Source organism: Methylophilus sp. OH31 (genome assembly GCF_000576615.1).
GTDB lineage: Bacteria > Pseudomonadota > Gammaproteobacteria > Burkholderiales > Methylophilaceae > Methylophilus.
This window is the reverse complement of sequence record NZ_BAUS01000002.1, coordinates 940,976-956,595: the sequence shown is the minus strand read 5'-3', so window position 1 is coordinate 956,595 and position 15,620 is coordinate 940,976. Positions and strand designations below refer to the sequence as shown.

Below are 15,620 nucleotides of genomic sequence, written 5' to 3'. Positions count from 1 at the left end.
ATCACTAAGTGATTTTTGGCGTCCCCACGGGGATTCGAACCCCGGTCGCCTCCGTGAAAGGGAGGTGTCCTAGGCCTCTAGACGATGGGGACCTAAGAAATTTAACAACCTGCGCATTATACCAGTTTTTCAAATAATTGAAATATTTATTTTTAAAAAAATTCAATATTTTCAATCACTTGGTGGAGATAAGCGGGATCGAACCGCTGACCTCTTGCATGCCATGCAAGCGCTCTCCCAGCTGAGCTATACCCCCGAATCTCTGGTATTGCAGTTCTTCGTTTTGCAGTGCAATTCAAAGAAGGCGCCATATTAATGATGGCTAGAAGTCTTGTCAACGGCTTTCAACATAAATCTTTAAAAAAACTGCATATCGTTTTGTTTACAGCGCTGACCTGCTGAAAAAATCAGCAAATCAGCCCGCGATGACGAAAACTATTTGAGGTAGGGCTTGATCTTGCTCATGATCTCTTCGCTCTCTGGCCGCGTCATGCTATTAAATGAATACACTTTTTGGCCACCAGGCAGAATGACATATTTATAAAAATTCCATTGCGGTGCCTGCCCGGTTTGCTTGATTAACTGTTGATACAAAGAATTAGCACTACTGCCGGTGACACTGGATTTCTCAACCATGGGGAATTTGACAGAATAAGTCAGCTTACAAAAGTCACCAATTTGCTTGTTATTGCCTGGCTCTTGCCTGAAGTCGTTAGACGGAAAGCCAATGATGACCAGGCCTTTGTCCTTATATTGGTCATATAAAGACTCCAGTGCTTCAAATTGTGGCGTGAAGCCGCACTTGCTGGCCGTGTTCACAATCAGGATGGGTTTGTCCTGGAATTGACAAAAATCGACAGTTTGCCCTTGCAGGGTCTTAAATTGGTGTTGATATATTGGCAGACAGTCAGCCTGCGCCAATGAATAGCCTCCCAAGCCCAACAACATGAATATCACACCTCGCATTGCATCTCTCCTGAAACTTTTGTTTATGTTATGCCTTTACAGACAGTCAGTTAGCTTGATTGTTCTGTATGAATGGCGCATATTTTACTTTTTTTAATAGTTGCCGTTAATAAAATTGTAAGGAACAAAAATGATCATTGGCATAGTCTATGCTAATGCATTATTAAGAACAGTAAGGACTGACATGTTTGAGTAAATTAACGATGTACTGGGAGACCACCATGTTACAAAAAGCAACGCCTACCGACAAATTTAAAAAAATTGATCAAATGCTGGAAGATTTTGCCGGCGATGAAGTCGATGATTTCGAGTCTAGCTATGGCAGCTATGAGAAGAGCCACAAGCACTACTCTGCTGACGAAGATGCTTTAATGAATATTGACGATCTGTATTAACCTGCCCGAAGTATGAATGCAGGCGCTAATGCCTGATGCAATCATCACGCACAGCGTGCACCATTGCTTACTGATATCACGGTGGTTACTGATTATAGTTGCCTGATATAATGCCGGGATGGAAATTACTACACGCTTGGAATTCGATGCCGGTCATCGTATTCCTGATCATAAAAGTCAATGCCGCAACCTGCACGGCCACCGTTACGCCATAGAGATTACCCTCTCGGGCGACATCATTCACGCTGAACACGCTTCAGAAAACGGAATGGTGATGGACTTTGCCGACGTCAAACGCATTGCCCGTGAAACTATCGTTGACCGCTGGGACCATGCCTTCCTCGTCTACCGGGGAGATGCTGCAGTTCTGGACTTTCTCAACAGCCTGCCAAATCACAAAACCATTGTATTCCCGACCATTCCAACGGCCGAGAATATGGCTGCAGAGGCCTTCAGATTGCTCAAAGCGCAATACAGGGACACTTTTGGCAACCATCTGAAACTGATGAAAGTCAGGCTCTACGAAACGCCCAATAGCTGGACTGATGCGTTTGACCAGGTTTAACCAGGTTCAAACGCTCTAGGTTAAATCGAATTAGTCATTCAAAACAGGTTAATCAGTCGCGCCGACGGCCAACTCAGCCATCACCTGATTTAAGGCGATTGACCATTCCGGCAAGGTCACACCAAACGTTTGCTCAAGCTTGGCGGTTGAGAGCCTTGAGTTTGCCGGGCGTTTAGCTGGCGTAGGATATTCGGCTGCCGCAATAGGCTGCACCGCTTGCACCGCTAAAGCTGGCCAGCCGCGTACACTCTCTAATGCGTGATACTGCGCCACGATTTCACTGGCAAAACCAAACCAGGATGTTTCTCCGCTATTCACCAGATGATACACACCCCTTTGTGTATCATCTTCCTGATGCCAACGTGTGACTAATTCTGTCACCGCTTTGGCAATGGCAGTATCTGAAGTCGGTGCGCCGTACTGGTCTGCCACAATGCGCAAGTTTTCGCGCTCTTTGGCTAAGCGAATAATGGTTTTTAGAAAGTTTTTACCATAACTGCCATAAACCCAACTGGTACGTAAAATCAGGTGCGGCAACCCAACTTGGCGAATCGCCTCTTCACCGGCCAGCTTGCTAGCGCCATAGATGCTGATCGCGTTAACGGTATCGCTTTCTACATAAGCAGAGTGCTTTGTGCCGTCATAGACATAATCGGTTGAAAAATGAATCAGCCCAGCGTTGAGCCTGGCGGCTTCTTCCGCCAATACGCCTGGCGCAACCGCATTAATGGCATAAGCCAATTCACGCTCAGACTCCGCTTTATCCACCGCCGTATAGGCCGCCGGGTTAATGATCAAATCTGGTGCAATTTCACGCACGATGCGCCTGATATGATCAGGCTGCGTTAAATCCAGCTGGTGGCGGTCACAGGCCACCACCTGCCACTCATTGGCTAACTCTAAAGCCAATTGTTGCTGTAATGCGTGACCCACTTGACCGCTGACGCCGGTTAACAGAATTTTTTTCATGGACGTCTTCAATACTGGTCAAATGACATCAAATTTAGGTGCATCTGCCCAGGATAAGCCCTGCTGGTCTTTGGCCGACAGGCTAGGCGCCTGAGTCAAGGGCCAGTCTACGCCCACAGTAGCATCATCCCATTTCAGGCAAGCCTCATGCTGCGGCGCATAATAGTCGGTGGTTTTATACAAAAAGTCTGCCGTCTCAGACAACACGACAAAGCCATGTGCAAATCCCGGCGGAATCCACAGCTGACGGTGATTTTCTGCATTCAAATGTGCACCCGTCCATTGGCCAAAGGTCGGCGAGTCACTGCGCATATCCACCGCGACATCAAATACCTCGCCCTGCACCACCCGTACCAGTTTGCCCTGCGGTTGCTGTATCTGGTAATGCAGGCCGCGTAATACGCCTCTACCAGACCGCGAGTGGTTATCTTGTACAAATTGCACATCCAGCCCGGTGCAGTCTTTAAAGGTGTTGGCGTTAAAGCTTTCCAGGAAAAAGCCACGGGCATCGCCAAATACTTTAGGCTCCAGAATCAATACTTCTGGAATGTTTGTTGCCACCACTTGCATTAAAACACCTGCTCTTTGAGAATTTGTTTCAGATACTGCCCATAGCCATTTTTGGCATATTTATCAGCCAATTTATCCAATTGCTCGGCATTGATAAAACCCTGGCGGTAGGCAATTTCTTCCAGGCAGGAGATTTTCAAGCCCTGGCGTTTTTCGATGGTTTGAATAAAGCCACTGGCTTCAAGCAGAGACTCATGCGTGCCGGTATCCAGCCAGGCCATGCCTCGGCCCATCACCTCAACATTGAGCTCGCCCCAGGCCAGGTATTGCTTATTAACGTCGGTAATTTCAAGTTCACCGCGTGGGGAAGGTTTGAGGTTTTTGGCAATCTCAACCACGCGCTGATCGTAAAAATACAAACCCGTCACTGCATAGCGGGATTTAGGCTGTGCCGGTTTTTCTTCCAGGCTAATCGCCGTTCCATCAGCATCAAACTCCACTACGCCGTAACGCTCGGGATCGTTTACCGGATAGGCGAATACAGTCGCGCCCTGCTCGCGCTGACCCGCGGCCATGGCCATTTCACCTAACTCGTGCCCATAAAAAATGTTGTCGCCTAGTACCAGTGCGCTGGTATCGTTGCCGATGAAGGACTCACCAAGGATAAACGCCTGCGCCAGGCCATCTGGAGACGGCTGCACCTGGTATTCAATACGCATGCCCCACTGGCTGCCATCGCCCAACAACTCTTTAAAGCGAGGCGTATCCATGGGCGTGGAAATAATCAGCACCTCGCGTATGCCTGCCAGCATCAATGCCGACAAAGGATAGTAAATCATGGGTTTGTCATACACGGGCAACAGCTGCTTGGAAACCACTTGCGTTACCGGGTACAAGCGTGTGCCGGAGCCACCGGCTAGTACAATGCCTTTTCTTGCCATTATGCGAGCTCCTCTCCACGTTCGTGGTAATTCTTGTTTAACCAGTGCTGATACTCACCGCTGGTGACACGCGCCACCCAGGCATGATGCTCCAAATACCAGCGCACGGTTTTACGGATGCCGGTTTCAAACGTTTCCTCTGGCTTCCAGCCCAGCTCTTGCTCAATCTTGCTGGCATCAATCGCGTAACGCGCATCATGGCCAGGTCTATCCTTAACAAAAGTCATCTGGTCACGGTAACTGCCTTGCGCTTTTGGTCGCTCCTGATCTAGGATGTCGCACAAGGTATGCACCACATCGAGGTTGGTTTTTTCATTCCAGCCACCGATGTTGTAGGTTTCCCCTACCTTGCCTTTGGCCAATACCTCGCGAATCGCACTGCAATGGTCTTCGACATACAACCAGTCGCGAATATTGCTGCCGTTACCATAAATAGGTAATGGTTTACCAGACAAGGCATTGTGTATCACCAGCGGAATCAGTTTTTCCGGAAAGTGATACGGACCATAATTGTTGGAACAGTTGGTGGTCAGCGTCGGCAAGCCATAAGTGTGGTGATAGGCACGCACCAGGTGGTCAGAGGCCGCTTTTGAAGCTGAGTATGGGCTATTCGGCTGATAAGTATTGGTTTCCTTAAACGCCGGATCATTTGGTCCCAGCGAGCCGTAGACTTCGTCAGTGGACACATGCAGGAAGCGGAATTGCTGTTGCTCCTCTTGCGGCAATGCCTGCCAATAAGCGCGCACTTCTTCCAACAAGTTAAAAGTACCCACGACATTGGTTTGAATAAAAGCATCCGGCCCATGGATAGAACGGTCCACATGGCTCTCGGCCGCAAAATTGAGCACCGCACGCGGCCTATGCGTCTCGAGCAACGCTTTAACCGCCACACGATCACCAATATCTGCATGCACAAAAATATGGTGAGGATTTTGACTGATCCCGGCCAGGTTTTCCATGTTGCCGGCATAGGTCAACTTATCCAGATTGATCACGGTTCCCAACTTGTGCCTGACCCAGGCATTGACAAAGTTACTACCAATAAAACCGGCGCCGCCGGTAACCACGATTGTTTCTGTGAGCATAAAAGACCTAAATCCAGAATAGTTTTACCGATTGATACCTACTGCATATTAGCTTATGGCGTCTTATCTCAAATGCCCGATAAGCAGCCATGACATCATGTTAATGCTGTCGCTACCATGAAGCTGCACCGGCCTTGGCAAGGCCGCTGATGTATTGTTGATGCGCGTCCAACTCTTCTGCATCTGCCGTGACCAGCTTTAATGCAGAAAAATCTACTGCCAGATGCGTATGCGTCGTTTGCTCTACCGGGCTGGATAACTCCATCAGCAAGCTTTCCTGGCCACGCGTCATGGCGATATAGACTTCAGCCAGCAACTCCGCATCCAGCAAAGCGCCGTGTAAGGTACGTTGCGAGTTATCAATGCCAAAGTGGCGGCATAAGGCATCCAGATTGTTACGCTGCCCTGGCCGCATTTCCTTGGCCATTTTCAAGGTATCGATAATCCCGCTGACATAGGTCTCCAGCTTGTCCTGGCCGAGCTTAGCGAGTTCCATATTAAGAAAGCCAATATCGAACGGCGCATTATGGATAATTAACTCGGCACCCCGGATAAACTCGACAAACTCTGCGGCAATACTTGCGAACAACGGTTTGTCCTGCAAGAACTCCAGAGAAATACCATGCACCTCTTGCGCGCCTGGATCAACTTCACGTTCTGGATTGATGTAGATGTGGAAGTGGCGCTGAGTCGGCCTGCGGTTAAAGATTTCTACTGCCGCAATTTCAATAATGCGATGGCCCTGGTCCGGATATAAACCTGTGGTTTCCGTATCGAGAAAAATCTGTCTCATGCAATCCCCCTGTTAACCCGCTACAACCGTCAGCACGCCCTGATTGGCCAGTGCATCGGCGCGCTCATTGCCTTCATTACCGGCATGTCCTTTTACCCAGATCCATTCGATCTGGTGGGTGACTGCCAGTGCGTCCAGCATTTGCCACAAGTCAGCATTTTTGACCGGTTTTTTATCTGCTGTTCGCCATTGCTTTTTTTTCCAGCCTGCCAGCCACTCTGTCATACCTTTTTGCACATAGCTGGAGTCTGTATACACCTTCACCTGAGAGGGCTTTTTTAATGCTTGCAGCCCTTGAATCACCGCCATCATTTCCATGCGGTTATTCGTGGTCAGCGCTTCGCCCCCAAACAGTGACTTTTCATGCTCACCTGCTTTGAGCCATACGCCCCAGCCCCCGACGCCAGGATTGCCTTTGCAGGCACCATCAGCGTACATTTCTATCCATTGTTGTGTCGACATCCGCGCATTCTAACTGTTTTTGTGCCTGTTTTTGTATGCTGGACTGGCCTTTTCGCACTTGCAACGCATGGTTGAGCGGGGATTTTTTCCATTCAGGTTTCAGCAAGCGCACATTCAATACCCTTTTTTTGGCAATCAGGAAATAGACGCCGCCGGTCATGCCACAAGTGTGCCGCCCCCAGCGCTCAAGGCAAGATTGCCGCGCCAGCCACAACGGGTCATTCACCGGCAAGGCATGCACCAGGCTACCGCTATGCACCACTTCAAATCCCAGCACGTTGAGCCAATCACGTATACGCCAGGCAGTGAACAAGCGCTGAAATCGTCCAGCCTGCTTAAACTGGCCGACCCGGGCGCGCAGCCCTAACCCACTCAGCGGTGTGATGCCCGTCAGTATCAGCGTGCCTTCAGGTACCAACACGCGGAATACTTCACGTAGCGTCTGTTGCGGGTCGGCACACTGTTCCAGCACATGCGGCATGCACACCAGGTCCACCGACTGTTCGGCAAAAGGCAAAAACTCACTTTCACAAAGCAATGAAGCATTTGGCGCAGCGGTGAGTTGCAAGGAGTGTTTGTAGGGGATGCGGCATTGCTCAAGCAAGTCATGCGTCGGCCAGCCGATCTGCAAGGCATGAAAGCCAAACACATCAGCCACCGTTTGCGCATAGAGCGGAATCTCGTGCTGCGCGATGTAGCTGCCCAAAGCCATGGCTTCAAAAGCCGTTGTACTCAAAGTAACAGGCTGGCTGGATTGCAAGGTAGACTCCCCAAAATGCCAGAGTTAAAACAAAGCGAACAAATAAGCGCTTAAACACGATTGTGCCTTGACAATCATGACCATTTTTTCAATGATGCGGGATGCACGTCACTTCTGCAAGCATAGAGATCACCGCACTCCCCGCTTTTAGCGATAATTATTTATGGCTGATTCACTGTGGTCAACATGCGCTGGTGGTCGACCCTGGTGATGCCGAGGTCGTAGCACAAGCGCTACAGGATCGCCAGTTGCAGCTTGATGGCATCTTGCTGACCCACCACCATGCAGATCATGTTGGCGGGGCCGCAGCGCTACAGCAGCGCTGGCAATGCCCGGTCTATGCACCGGACAGCGACCACCCGGCTTATCAGTCATTGCAGGCCAAGCGCGTCAAACAAGGTGATCACCTCACATTTGCACACTTTGGTAACTTAACTGGCACTGACACATTAACTTGCGATGTGCTGGCCTTGCCAGGACATACCCTGGACCATGTAGCTTACTACCTCAACCACCAGCACCTGTTTAGTGGCGACGTATTGTTTGGCGCAGGCTGTGGCCGTTTGTTTGAAGGTACGCCCTCACAAATGTATGCCTCGCTGCAACACATCGCTGCACTGCCTGCTGACACGCTGATTTATCCGGCGCATGAATATACGGCCCACAATATCGCTTTTGCACAAACAGTGGACCCCGACAATACGGACTTGCAGCAACGTGCGCAAAATACCGCGAATTTACGCGCACAAAACTTGCCCACATTGCCCACCACCTTGGCCCTGGAATTAGCAACCAACCCGTTTCTTCGCTGCGAAGCCTTGTCAAAACAAGCCGCCTTTCAGCACTGGTCGGCCATTGATGTGTTTACCGAACTGCGCGCCCGGCGCAACCACTTCTAATGCAGGTAGCCTGTGCAGACATAAAGACTTGTCTCACTGAAAAATTAACGTAGAATGATGTCCTCCTTAAAGCGCTTGTATGCGTTACGTCAATCACGTGCTGGTTGGCATGGCCACCTGGCCGCCCGGTTTCATCAATGCATGCGCAAGTTTTTTCGTGTATCCGCTTGCGCGACAGTCTCAGGATTAAGTATTACCGTCATGCGTTTTAAAAAATTACTGCTATGTGCCGCCCTTTCAGCCTTTCCATTCATGGCATTGGCTGAATACGTAGAGCCAGCCAGCATGTCGGATGACAACGGCAGTTATGATGAAAGTTATGGCGGCCCAGAATCAGAAAACTATAATTCCAGTTACCAGTTTGAAGACTCGTTAACCCTGCAAGATAGCCTGTGGGATCGCGTACGTGACGGCTTTAACATGCCCGACATAGACTCCACCTACACCAACAAACACGAGCAGTGGTATGCCTCACGCCCGGACTATGTGTCACGCATGCTCGAACGCAGCAAGAAATACCTTTACCATATTGTGGTTGAAGTCGAAAAAAGAGGCATGCCGACTGAAATCGCGCTGCTACCCATGATTGAAAGCGGCTTCAACCCGAAAGCGCTTTCTACCAGCAAAGCCTCGGGTATCTGGCAATTCATCCCCTCTACCGGCAAAGACTTTGGCCTCAAGCAAAACTACTGGAAAGATTCACGTAAAGACGTCACCGCGGCGACGCAGGCTGCGCTTAACTACCTGCAAAAACTCTACACCATGTTTGGCGCCTGGGATCTGGCGCTGGCTGCTTACAATGCTGGTGAAGGCACCGTGGCACGTGCGATTGAACGCAACCGCCAGTTAGGTTTGCCAACCGACTACCAGCATTTGTCTTTGCCTGACGAAACACGTAATTACGTACCAAAATTGCAGGCGATTAAAAACATTATTTTCCGCCCTGAAAACTATGGTTTAACACTTAATGAAATCCCCAACAAACCATATTTCACTACGGTGCAAGCGCCTAATAAAATCGATGCCAAGCTGGCGGCTGAACTGGCAGGGATTTCTCTGGAAGAATTTAACGCGTTGAATCCAAGTTTTACGCGCCCGGTGCTGATTACTGAAAACAGCCATCAAAAGCTATTGTTACCTACCTGGGCTGCCAGCAACTTTACCAACAACCTCAGTGGTTACAATCGGCCATTATCTAACTGGCACAGCTACCAGCCCAAGCGCGGTGAGCGCCTGGGTGCGATTGCCAGCCAGTTTGGTATCAGCATTTATGAATTGAGCGCCACCAATAACCTCAAGCCTAACCGTAACCTGATTGTGCGCAGACCACTGCTGGTCCCTGCCAGTGTGCAATCCGGTCTGACGCGCCCCATTGATGTCGCCGCGATGGCACAATTACCGATTGAGATACCAGTTGAAAGAGAATCTTCAAGCAAATCCGTATCCATCTCGCATAAGGTGAAACAAGGTGATACATTGGCAAAACTGGCGAAACGTTATGGCATCACTAGCAAACAAATCATGCAACAAAACCACCTGAAATCGAAAAATCTGGCCGTTGGCCAGGTATTGCAGTTCGAAAAGCAGGAAGAGACAGCCAGCAACACTAGCCAAACACGCGGATCAAAAACAAGCGGAAAATCTAGTCACAAAAAAACAACGGCCTCTACTAAAACGCGCACGAGCACATCCTCTGCCGCACATAAAAAAACGACCACAACCCATAGTAAAAAAAACACAAGTAAAAAAACTAAATCGACCCACTGACACGGCCCCACACCATGACAAACCAACCATTGTCCGGCATGCATGACATTCGCACCAAGCGGCATGTGTCGACCGGTCAACGATTTGCCGTCGGCGTGTTGTCTAGCTGCTTGATCGCTTGCGGCTCAGATCAACCGGATAAAAACACCCCAGCCCTTAACCAGACCTACCCGGCGCAGCCTGGCGGCACCATGATCAGCGCCATGCCTTCAGACCCGAGCAGTATGATAGGTATGGTTGCGGGTGAGTCTGCCTCTCTGGCGATTGGCGCTTACCTGTTTAACTCAGTGCTCAAGTATGACCAGAACCTGGATCTGACCGGTGAGCTGGCTGAGTCATGGCAAGTGGCCGATGACAAGAAAACCATTACCTTTAGATTGAAACCCGGCTTGCAATGGGCCGATGGCAAACCACTTACTAGCGCGGACATCCTCTTCACCTGGCAACTGATTACCGATGAAAATACGCATAGTCCGTATGCCTCAGACTACCAGCTCGTGACCAAAGCCGAAGCACCGGATACACGCACGTTTATCGTGCATTATTCACAACCGTTTGCGCCAGCACTCGAGAGTTGGGCCAGCTTGCAAGTATTACCCAAACATAAACTGGCCGGACAGGATATCCGCACCACCAGTTTTGCGCAAAAACCTTTGAGCAGCCATTATTACCAGTTAAAAGAATGGCGACATGGTGAATATATCAAGCTGGAAAAAAATCCTAACTCCGTATTGGGCCCGGCCAACATTGACCATTTGATCGAGCGCATTATCCCCGACCCGGCGGCACAGTTTCTGGAGTTGATGGCGGATAATATTGATAGCATGAATATGGACCCAATTACCTATGCGCGCATCATTCCATCGCGCCCTGCCCTGCAAGCCAGACTCAACCAATATAAAGAACTGGGCAACAGCTATACCTATCTTGGCTTTAACCTTAAACGCAAACCCTTTGATGATGCACGCGTACGCAAAGCGATCAACTTCGCCATAGACAAGCAAGAGATTATTGACGGTGTTTACCTGGGCTTAGGCATTACCATTGCCTCCCCTTACAAGCCCGGCACCCGCTGGAGCAATCCACAACTGACGCCCTACCCATTCGACCCAGCGAAAGCAAAACAACTGCTGGCAGAAGCAGGCTACCAAGACAGTGACGGTGACGGCATTGTGGAACGCAACGGCAAAAAATTATCGTTTGAAGTGCTGACTAACCTCGGCAATAAACAGCGCGAAAAAACAGCGGTGATTATCCAGCGCCGTTTAAAAGAAGTGGGCATTGAAACGCATATCCGCACCCTGGAATGGGCCAGCCTGCTGACCAACTTTATTAAACCAGGCGACTTTGACGCGGTCGTCATGGGCTGGGGCTTGGGGTTAGATCCGGATCAATACACCATCTGGCACTCCAGCCAGCAAAAGCCTGGGCAATTCAATTTTATTGGCTACAATAATCCAGCCGTCGATAAATTACTCGAGCAAGGCCGTCTGGAATTTGACCCGGAAAAGCGCATGCAGATTTATCATGATTTTGCCAAGGTGCTTTATGATGATAGCCCATTGGTGTATTTATCTGCAGGCTACGGCCTGACGGCCATCCATAAGCGCATACAAGGTATTATGAGTCCGGTACCACCTGCAGGCGTCAGCTACGACTCACAAAAATGGTATCTCCCTGAGCCACTCAGGCGCACGCAAATACAGGCAGAATAAGCATGTTAGCTTACTTAATCAGGCGCGTATTATGGATGATTCCGATGTTGATCGGCATCAGTCTGATTTCTTTTTTCATCATGCACCTGGCTCCGGGCGATATCACCAGTAGCGAAGCGGCGTTTGATCCCAAATCATCTGAAGAATCGCGCCAAAAACTGCGCGAACTCTATCATTTAGACAAACCCATCATCGTGCAATATGGCTTATGGCTGCAACGCATGGTGCATCTGGACTTTGGCCACTCGTTTGCCAGCCACCAAAAACCAGTGTTTTGGGCCGAGACCGACCAGGAAGGTAATACCACGCCTGGCATGATTCAAGAAGCATTGCCTATCACGCTGCTGATGAATATCGTCGGCTTGTTGTTGACCCTGACACTGGCCGTGCCGCTGGGCGTCATTGCGGCCAAGAAGTATGGGCAGTGGCCAGACCGTAGCATCACGCTATTTAACTTTATTGGTTTCTCTATTCCCGGTTTTTGGCTGTCTTTATTATTGATGTATTGGCTAGGCGTGATTCACCCCTGGTTTCCCATTTCTGGCCTGCATAGCCTCAACTACGCCCAACTCGACGCCTGGCAAAAATGTCAGGACCTGTTTATGCATTTATTTCTGCCCGTGGTGATTCCAGCTATCACAGGCCTCGCCGGTGTCACCATGTTTGTTAAAAACGGCATGCTGGATGTACTGAGCCAGGATTTCGTCACCACCGCGAGGGCAAAAGGCCTCAGTGATCGCACCGTCACTTACCGCCATGCCTTGCGCAACGCGCTATTACCGCTGATTACCCTGATCGGCTTATCCCTGCCCGGCCTGATTGGCGGCTCCGTCATCGCTGAAACCATTTTCGCCATCCCCGGCATGGGTAAATTATTTTACGAAGCCGTCATGATGCGTGATTTTCCCGTTGTCATGGGTATTTTGACCATAGGCTCCGCGCTCACACTGATGGGCAATTTGCTAGCCGACCTCGCTTATGCCTGGGCAGATCCACGCCTGCGCAGAGGCGTCATGCCACAACGCTAAAATAGAGAACGATAAGCAGAGAACATACAATGCAAAGAATCCTGCAAAATCCGTTGGCGCTGACCGGGCTCTGCTTCATCGGCGTCATTCTGCTGCTTGCGCTGCTCGCGCCATTGATCGCGCCCTATGACCCGGATGCGATTCAAGTCAAACAAATCCTGGTTGCGCCTTCAGCCGAACACTGGATGGGCACCGACGGCCTTGGCCGTGATGTTTGGAGCCGCATGCTGTTTGGCGGCCGCGTATCCTTGTTGGTCGGCTTAGTTGCCGTGGGTATTTCAACCGTGATTGGCGTCATTCTCGGCGCCCTGGCTGGTTACTACCGCGGCTGGGTAGACACCGCCATCATGCGCCTGGTCGACATCATGCTCTCCATCCCCAGTTTCTTCCTTATTCTTGCGGTGATCGCCTTTTTAAGTCCTTCGATTACCAACGTCATGATCGTGATTGGCCTCACCTCATGGATGAGCGTCACACGCCTGGTCAGGGCCGAGTTTCTGAGTCTAACCCAGCGCGAATTCGTCACCGCTTCAACCGCCTTGGGCGCGCAAGACTGGCGTGTCATTTTTAAACATTGCCTGCCTAATAGCCTCACGCCTGTTTTAGTCAGTGTGGTGTTAGGCATTGCCAGTGCCGTGTTGCTCGAATCCGGCCTGAGCTTTCTGGGCCTCGGTGTGCAACCGCCACAAGCGTCCTGGGGCAACATTCTCACCGACGGCAAGGAGTATATCCAGTTTGCCTGGTGGCTCTCGCTCTACCCCGGACTTGCCATATTAATTACCGTGTTAGGGTATAATCTGCTCGGCGAAGGTTTGCGTGATGTGTTTGACCCGCGTTCTCACACCCGCTAACCCAATTAACTGAACCAAATTACCAAACAGGAACAAGCATGGCATTTCTTGCTGGAAAAAAAATTCTGATTGCCGGTTTGCTGAGCAACCGTTCAATCGCTTATGGCATTGCTGCCGCAATGAAGCGTGAAGGCGCTGAACTGGCCTTTACCTATCAAGTCGACAAACACGAAAAGCGTGTACGCGACCTGGCTGCTGACTTCGAATCCGACATCGTTTTACCCTGTGACGTTGCTGAAGATGCGCAAATCGACAACCTGTTCGTAGAGTTGGCCAAAGTCTGGGATGGTCTCGATGGTTTGATACACTCTATCGCCTTCGTGCCTAAAGTCGCCCTTGATGGTGACTACCTGGACAATATCAGCCGCGAATACTTCCATATCGCGCACGATATCAGCTCCTACAGCTTCTCCGCCATGGCTAAAGCAGCTTACCCAATGATGCAAGGCCGCAACGGCAGCCTGCTCACACTGAGCTACCTGGGTGCAGAACGCACCATGCCTAACTACAACGTCATGGGCGTGGCTAAAGCCAGCCTGGAAGCCAATGTCCGCTACCTGGCACAAAGCCTCGGCCCACGTGGCATCCGCGTTAACGCAGTGTCTGCAGGCCCGATCAAAACGCTGGCTGCTTCAGGCATCGCCGACTTCGACAAGATGATCGGCTTTAACGAAAAACACGCAGCCCTGCGCCGCAACGTCACGATTGAAGAGGTAGGTAACGTTGCCGCCTTCTTATCCAGCGACCTGGCATCTGGTGTCACTGGTGAAATCACCTACGTCGACGGTGGTATGAACATCACCGCTGCAGGTCAAATCGACTAAGTCGCCAACAAACAAAAAACGCCTGTACTGTAAAAAGTCAGGCGTTTTTTTTACAGCTCAATGCTGAGCACTTGCATGATTTAACAATAATGCAGTAAATTACTTAGAACTTATTCGTCACTATCTAAAACGGTAAGCAAAGACAAGGTGCACTAAAATATAAATAGAATTAAAAGTGGTGCACGAAAAAATAGTAACCATATGATTATTAAAAAATAATTAATAACTTTATGTTTATATACACTATCCCCAATAAAATATTAAGTTCGCTTTTGGTGTCTAATTTACGTTAGAGCCAATATGTCTGAGTACACTGTGATCCGCGATGCGATTCAAGAACTAGGTGCTTCGGTCACCGAAGAACAGATGCAACCTGAGATTTTTGGCAGTGCTTACTGTGTCTTTGAAGGCACAAACCATACATCGTTCCGCTTGGTGTGGGATGGTAAGGAAGGTTATGGCTTTTTGCAGTCGGCAAAGTCTGCTGGTCTTTGGCAAGATGTTGGCCCGCATGTTTCTGGTACATCCAGAAGTAATTCTAAATTTTCCGAGTTACTTTCAATTGCAAAAGGGTTGCTTCATAGCAATGCTTAGCTCTAACCCATCAGTCAAGCGGGACTGGCGAAAAGATGCTTTTATGAAAAGTTTATTAATAACGAGGGTTGATCTACTGGTGTCGCCAGCCCCTTACTTCAAACGTTAGCCGCCATGGGACTACTCGCATTTATCGCCATAAATGTCATTTTAGTTGCAGCAGTCTGCGCAGCACTAAGAAGGCCTGCCTCAATCCTTGAGTTCCTTCGCGAATTCGTGGGTAAACCCCTTGCGTTCATTGTTCCGTTTGGCTTTATTGCTTCCTGCCTCATTGCTGGTTGGGGCATTCTGAGTGGTGGTCGCATGTCATGGCTCATACACACGCCTTGGGGAACCATTCAGTCATGGCAGTTAGCTGGTCTTATCGCTATCGGTTTTGTATTTGGCTTTTTCACATATTCAGTTTACGAAAATGACTTCAAACACAAAGACTAAGCAAATCCTTCAAGCCAGCTCTCACATGGCGTTCACGAAATTCTTTGTGCATGCTGTAACG

General features: G+C 49.7%; 18 protein-coding genes and 2 tRNA genes. 10 read left to right on the top strand and 10 right to left on the bottom strand.

All coding sequences use genetic code 11. The annotated features are described in order from the left end of the window. Positions 1 to 16: 16 nt before the first annotated feature. The 3 genes from OH31_RS06450 to OH31_RS06440 form a co-directional block, all read right to left on the bottom strand. A tRNA-Glu gene (locus OH31_RS06450) sits at positions 17 to 92 on the bottom strand. A gap of 88 nt (positions 93 to 180) precedes the next feature. Further along, positions 181 to 256: transfer RNA gene (locus tag OH31_RS06445), tRNA-Ala, on the bottom strand. Positions 257 to 435: 179 nt separating this feature from the next. Then, on the bottom strand, positions 436 to 966 hold the full coding sequence (locus OH31_RS06440) for a glutathione peroxidase (protein WP_024930083.1): 531 nt from the start codon (positions 964 to 966) through the stop codon (positions 436 to 438). Between the two features lie 221 nt (positions 967 to 1,187). Between OH31_RS06440 and OH31_RS06435 the strand changes: the two genes are divergently transcribed. Both OH31_RS06435 and queD read left to right on the top strand, forming a co-directional pair. After that, positions 1,188 to 1,361, top strand: a complete 174-nt coding sequence (locus tag OH31_RS06435; protein ID WP_228519760.1) for a hypothetical protein — start codon at positions 1,188 to 1,190, stop codon at positions 1,359 to 1,361. A 118-nt stretch (positions 1,362 to 1,479) separates the two neighbouring features. Beyond that, positions 1,480 to 1,926, top strand: coding sequence for a 6-carboxytetrahydropterin synthase QueD (queD, locus tag OH31_RS06430; RefSeq protein ID WP_024930082.1), 447 nt, complete (start codon positions 1,480 to 1,482; stop codon positions 1,924 to 1,926). Between the two features lie 48 nt (positions 1,927 to 1,974). Here queD and rfbD read toward each other — a convergent pair whose 3' ends face one another. From rfbD to OH31_RS14380, 7 genes are all read right to left on the bottom strand, one after another. Continuing rightward, positions 1,975 to 2,895, bottom strand: a complete 921-nt coding sequence (rfbD, locus tag OH31_RS06425; RefSeq protein ID WP_024930081.1) for a dTDP-4-dehydrorhamnose reductase — start codon at positions 2,893 to 2,895, stop codon at positions 1,975 to 1,977. 18 nt (positions 2,896 to 2,913) lie between these two features. After that, positions 2,914 to 3,465 carry a dTDP-4-dehydrorhamnose 3,5-epimerase gene (rfbC, locus tag OH31_RS06420; RefSeq protein WP_024930080.1) on the bottom strand — a complete coding sequence of 184 codons (552 nt, stop codon included), beginning with the start codon at positions 3,463 to 3,465 and terminating at the stop codon, positions 2,914 to 2,916. After that, a complete protein-coding gene (gene rfbA, locus OH31_RS06415) occupies positions 3,465 to 4,346 on the bottom strand; it encodes a glucose-1-phosphate thymidylyltransferase RfbA (RefSeq protein WP_024930079.1) in 882 nt (293 codons plus the stop codon). Before rfbA ends, rfbC begins: the two co-directional genes overlap by 1 nt. After that, positions 4,346 to 5,431, bottom strand: a complete 1,086-nt coding sequence (rfbB, locus tag OH31_RS06410; protein WP_024930078.1) for a dTDP-glucose 4,6-dehydratase — start codon at positions 5,429 to 5,431, stop codon at positions 4,346 to 4,348. Before rfbB ends, rfbA begins: the two co-directional genes overlap by 1 nt. A 112-nt stretch (positions 5,432 to 5,543) precedes the next feature. Beyond that, on the bottom strand, positions 5,544 to 6,224 hold the full coding sequence (gene dnaQ, locus OH31_RS06405; RefSeq protein ID WP_024930077.1) for a DNA polymerase III subunit epsilon: 681 nt from the start codon (positions 6,222 to 6,224) through the stop codon (positions 5,544 to 5,546). Between the two features lie 12 nt (positions 6,225 to 6,236). Further along, a complete protein-coding gene (rnhA, locus tag OH31_RS06400) occupies positions 6,237 to 6,662 on the bottom strand; it encodes a ribonuclease HI (RefSeq protein WP_036298702.1) in 426 nt (141 codons plus the stop codon). After that, positions 6,652 to 7,446, bottom strand: a complete 795-nt coding sequence (locus tag OH31_RS14380; RefSeq protein ID WP_036298699.1) for a class I SAM-dependent methyltransferase — start codon at positions 7,444 to 7,446, stop codon at positions 6,652 to 6,654. Before OH31_RS14380 ends, rnhA begins: the two co-directional genes overlap by 11 nt. A gap of 101 nt (positions 7,447 to 7,547) precedes the next feature. On the opposite strand from OH31_RS14380, the gene gloB reads away from it, so the two are divergent. The 8 genes from gloB to OH31_RS06350 all read left to right on the top strand — a co-directional run bounded on the left by gloB (position 7,548) and on the right by OH31_RS06350 (position 15,559). Then, on the top strand, positions 7,548 to 8,345 hold the full coding sequence (gene gloB, locus OH31_RS06385) for a hydroxyacylglutathione hydrolase (protein WP_024930073.1): 798 nt from the start codon (positions 7,548 to 7,550) through the stop codon (positions 8,343 to 8,345). A 201-nt stretch (positions 8,346 to 8,546) separates the two neighbouring features. After that, positions 8,547 to 10,112 (top strand): transglycosylase SLT domain-containing protein, encoded by a 1,566-nt coding sequence (locus OH31_RS06380; protein ID WP_024930072.1) that lies wholly within the window; start codon positions 8,547 to 8,549, stop codon positions 10,110 to 10,112. 38 nt (positions 10,113 to 10,150) lie between these two features. Then, positions 10,151 to 11,827 carry a peptide-binding protein gene (locus OH31_RS06375; protein ID WP_024930071.1) on the top strand — a complete coding sequence of 559 codons (1,677 nt, stop codon included), beginning with the start codon at positions 10,151 to 10,153 and terminating at the stop codon, positions 11,825 to 11,827. A 2-nt stretch (positions 11,828 to 11,829) separates the two neighbouring features. Next, positions 11,830 to 12,855, top strand: a complete 1,026-nt coding sequence (locus tag OH31_RS06370) for an ABC transporter permease (RefSeq protein WP_024930070.1) — start codon at positions 11,830 to 11,832, stop codon at positions 12,853 to 12,855. Positions 12,856 to 12,884: 29 nt separating this feature from the next. Next, complete coding sequence (locus OH31_RS06365) at positions 12,885 to 13,706, top strand: ABC transporter permease (RefSeq protein ID WP_019882255.1); 822 nt, start codon at positions 12,885 to 12,887, stop codon at positions 13,704 to 13,706. A gap of 38 nt (positions 13,707 to 13,744) precedes the next feature. Then, positions 13,745 to 14,530: an enoyl-ACP reductase gene (locus tag OH31_RS06360; RefSeq protein ID WP_024930069.1), complete on the top strand. Its 786-nt coding sequence runs from the start codon at positions 13,745 to 13,747 to the stop codon at positions 14,528 to 14,530. Between the two features lie 300 nt (positions 14,531 to 14,830). Beyond that, positions 14,831 to 15,124 (top strand): hypothetical protein, encoded by a 294-nt coding sequence (locus tag OH31_RS06355; protein ID WP_024930068.1) that lies wholly within the window; start codon positions 14,831 to 14,833, stop codon positions 15,122 to 15,124. Positions 15,125 to 15,238: 114 nt separating this feature from the next. Continuing rightward, on the top strand, positions 15,239 to 15,559 hold the full coding sequence (locus OH31_RS06350) for a hypothetical protein (protein WP_024930067.1): 321 nt from the start codon (positions 15,239 to 15,241) through the stop codon (positions 15,557 to 15,559). The last annotated feature ends 61 nt before the right edge of the window (positions 15,560 to 15,620 follow it).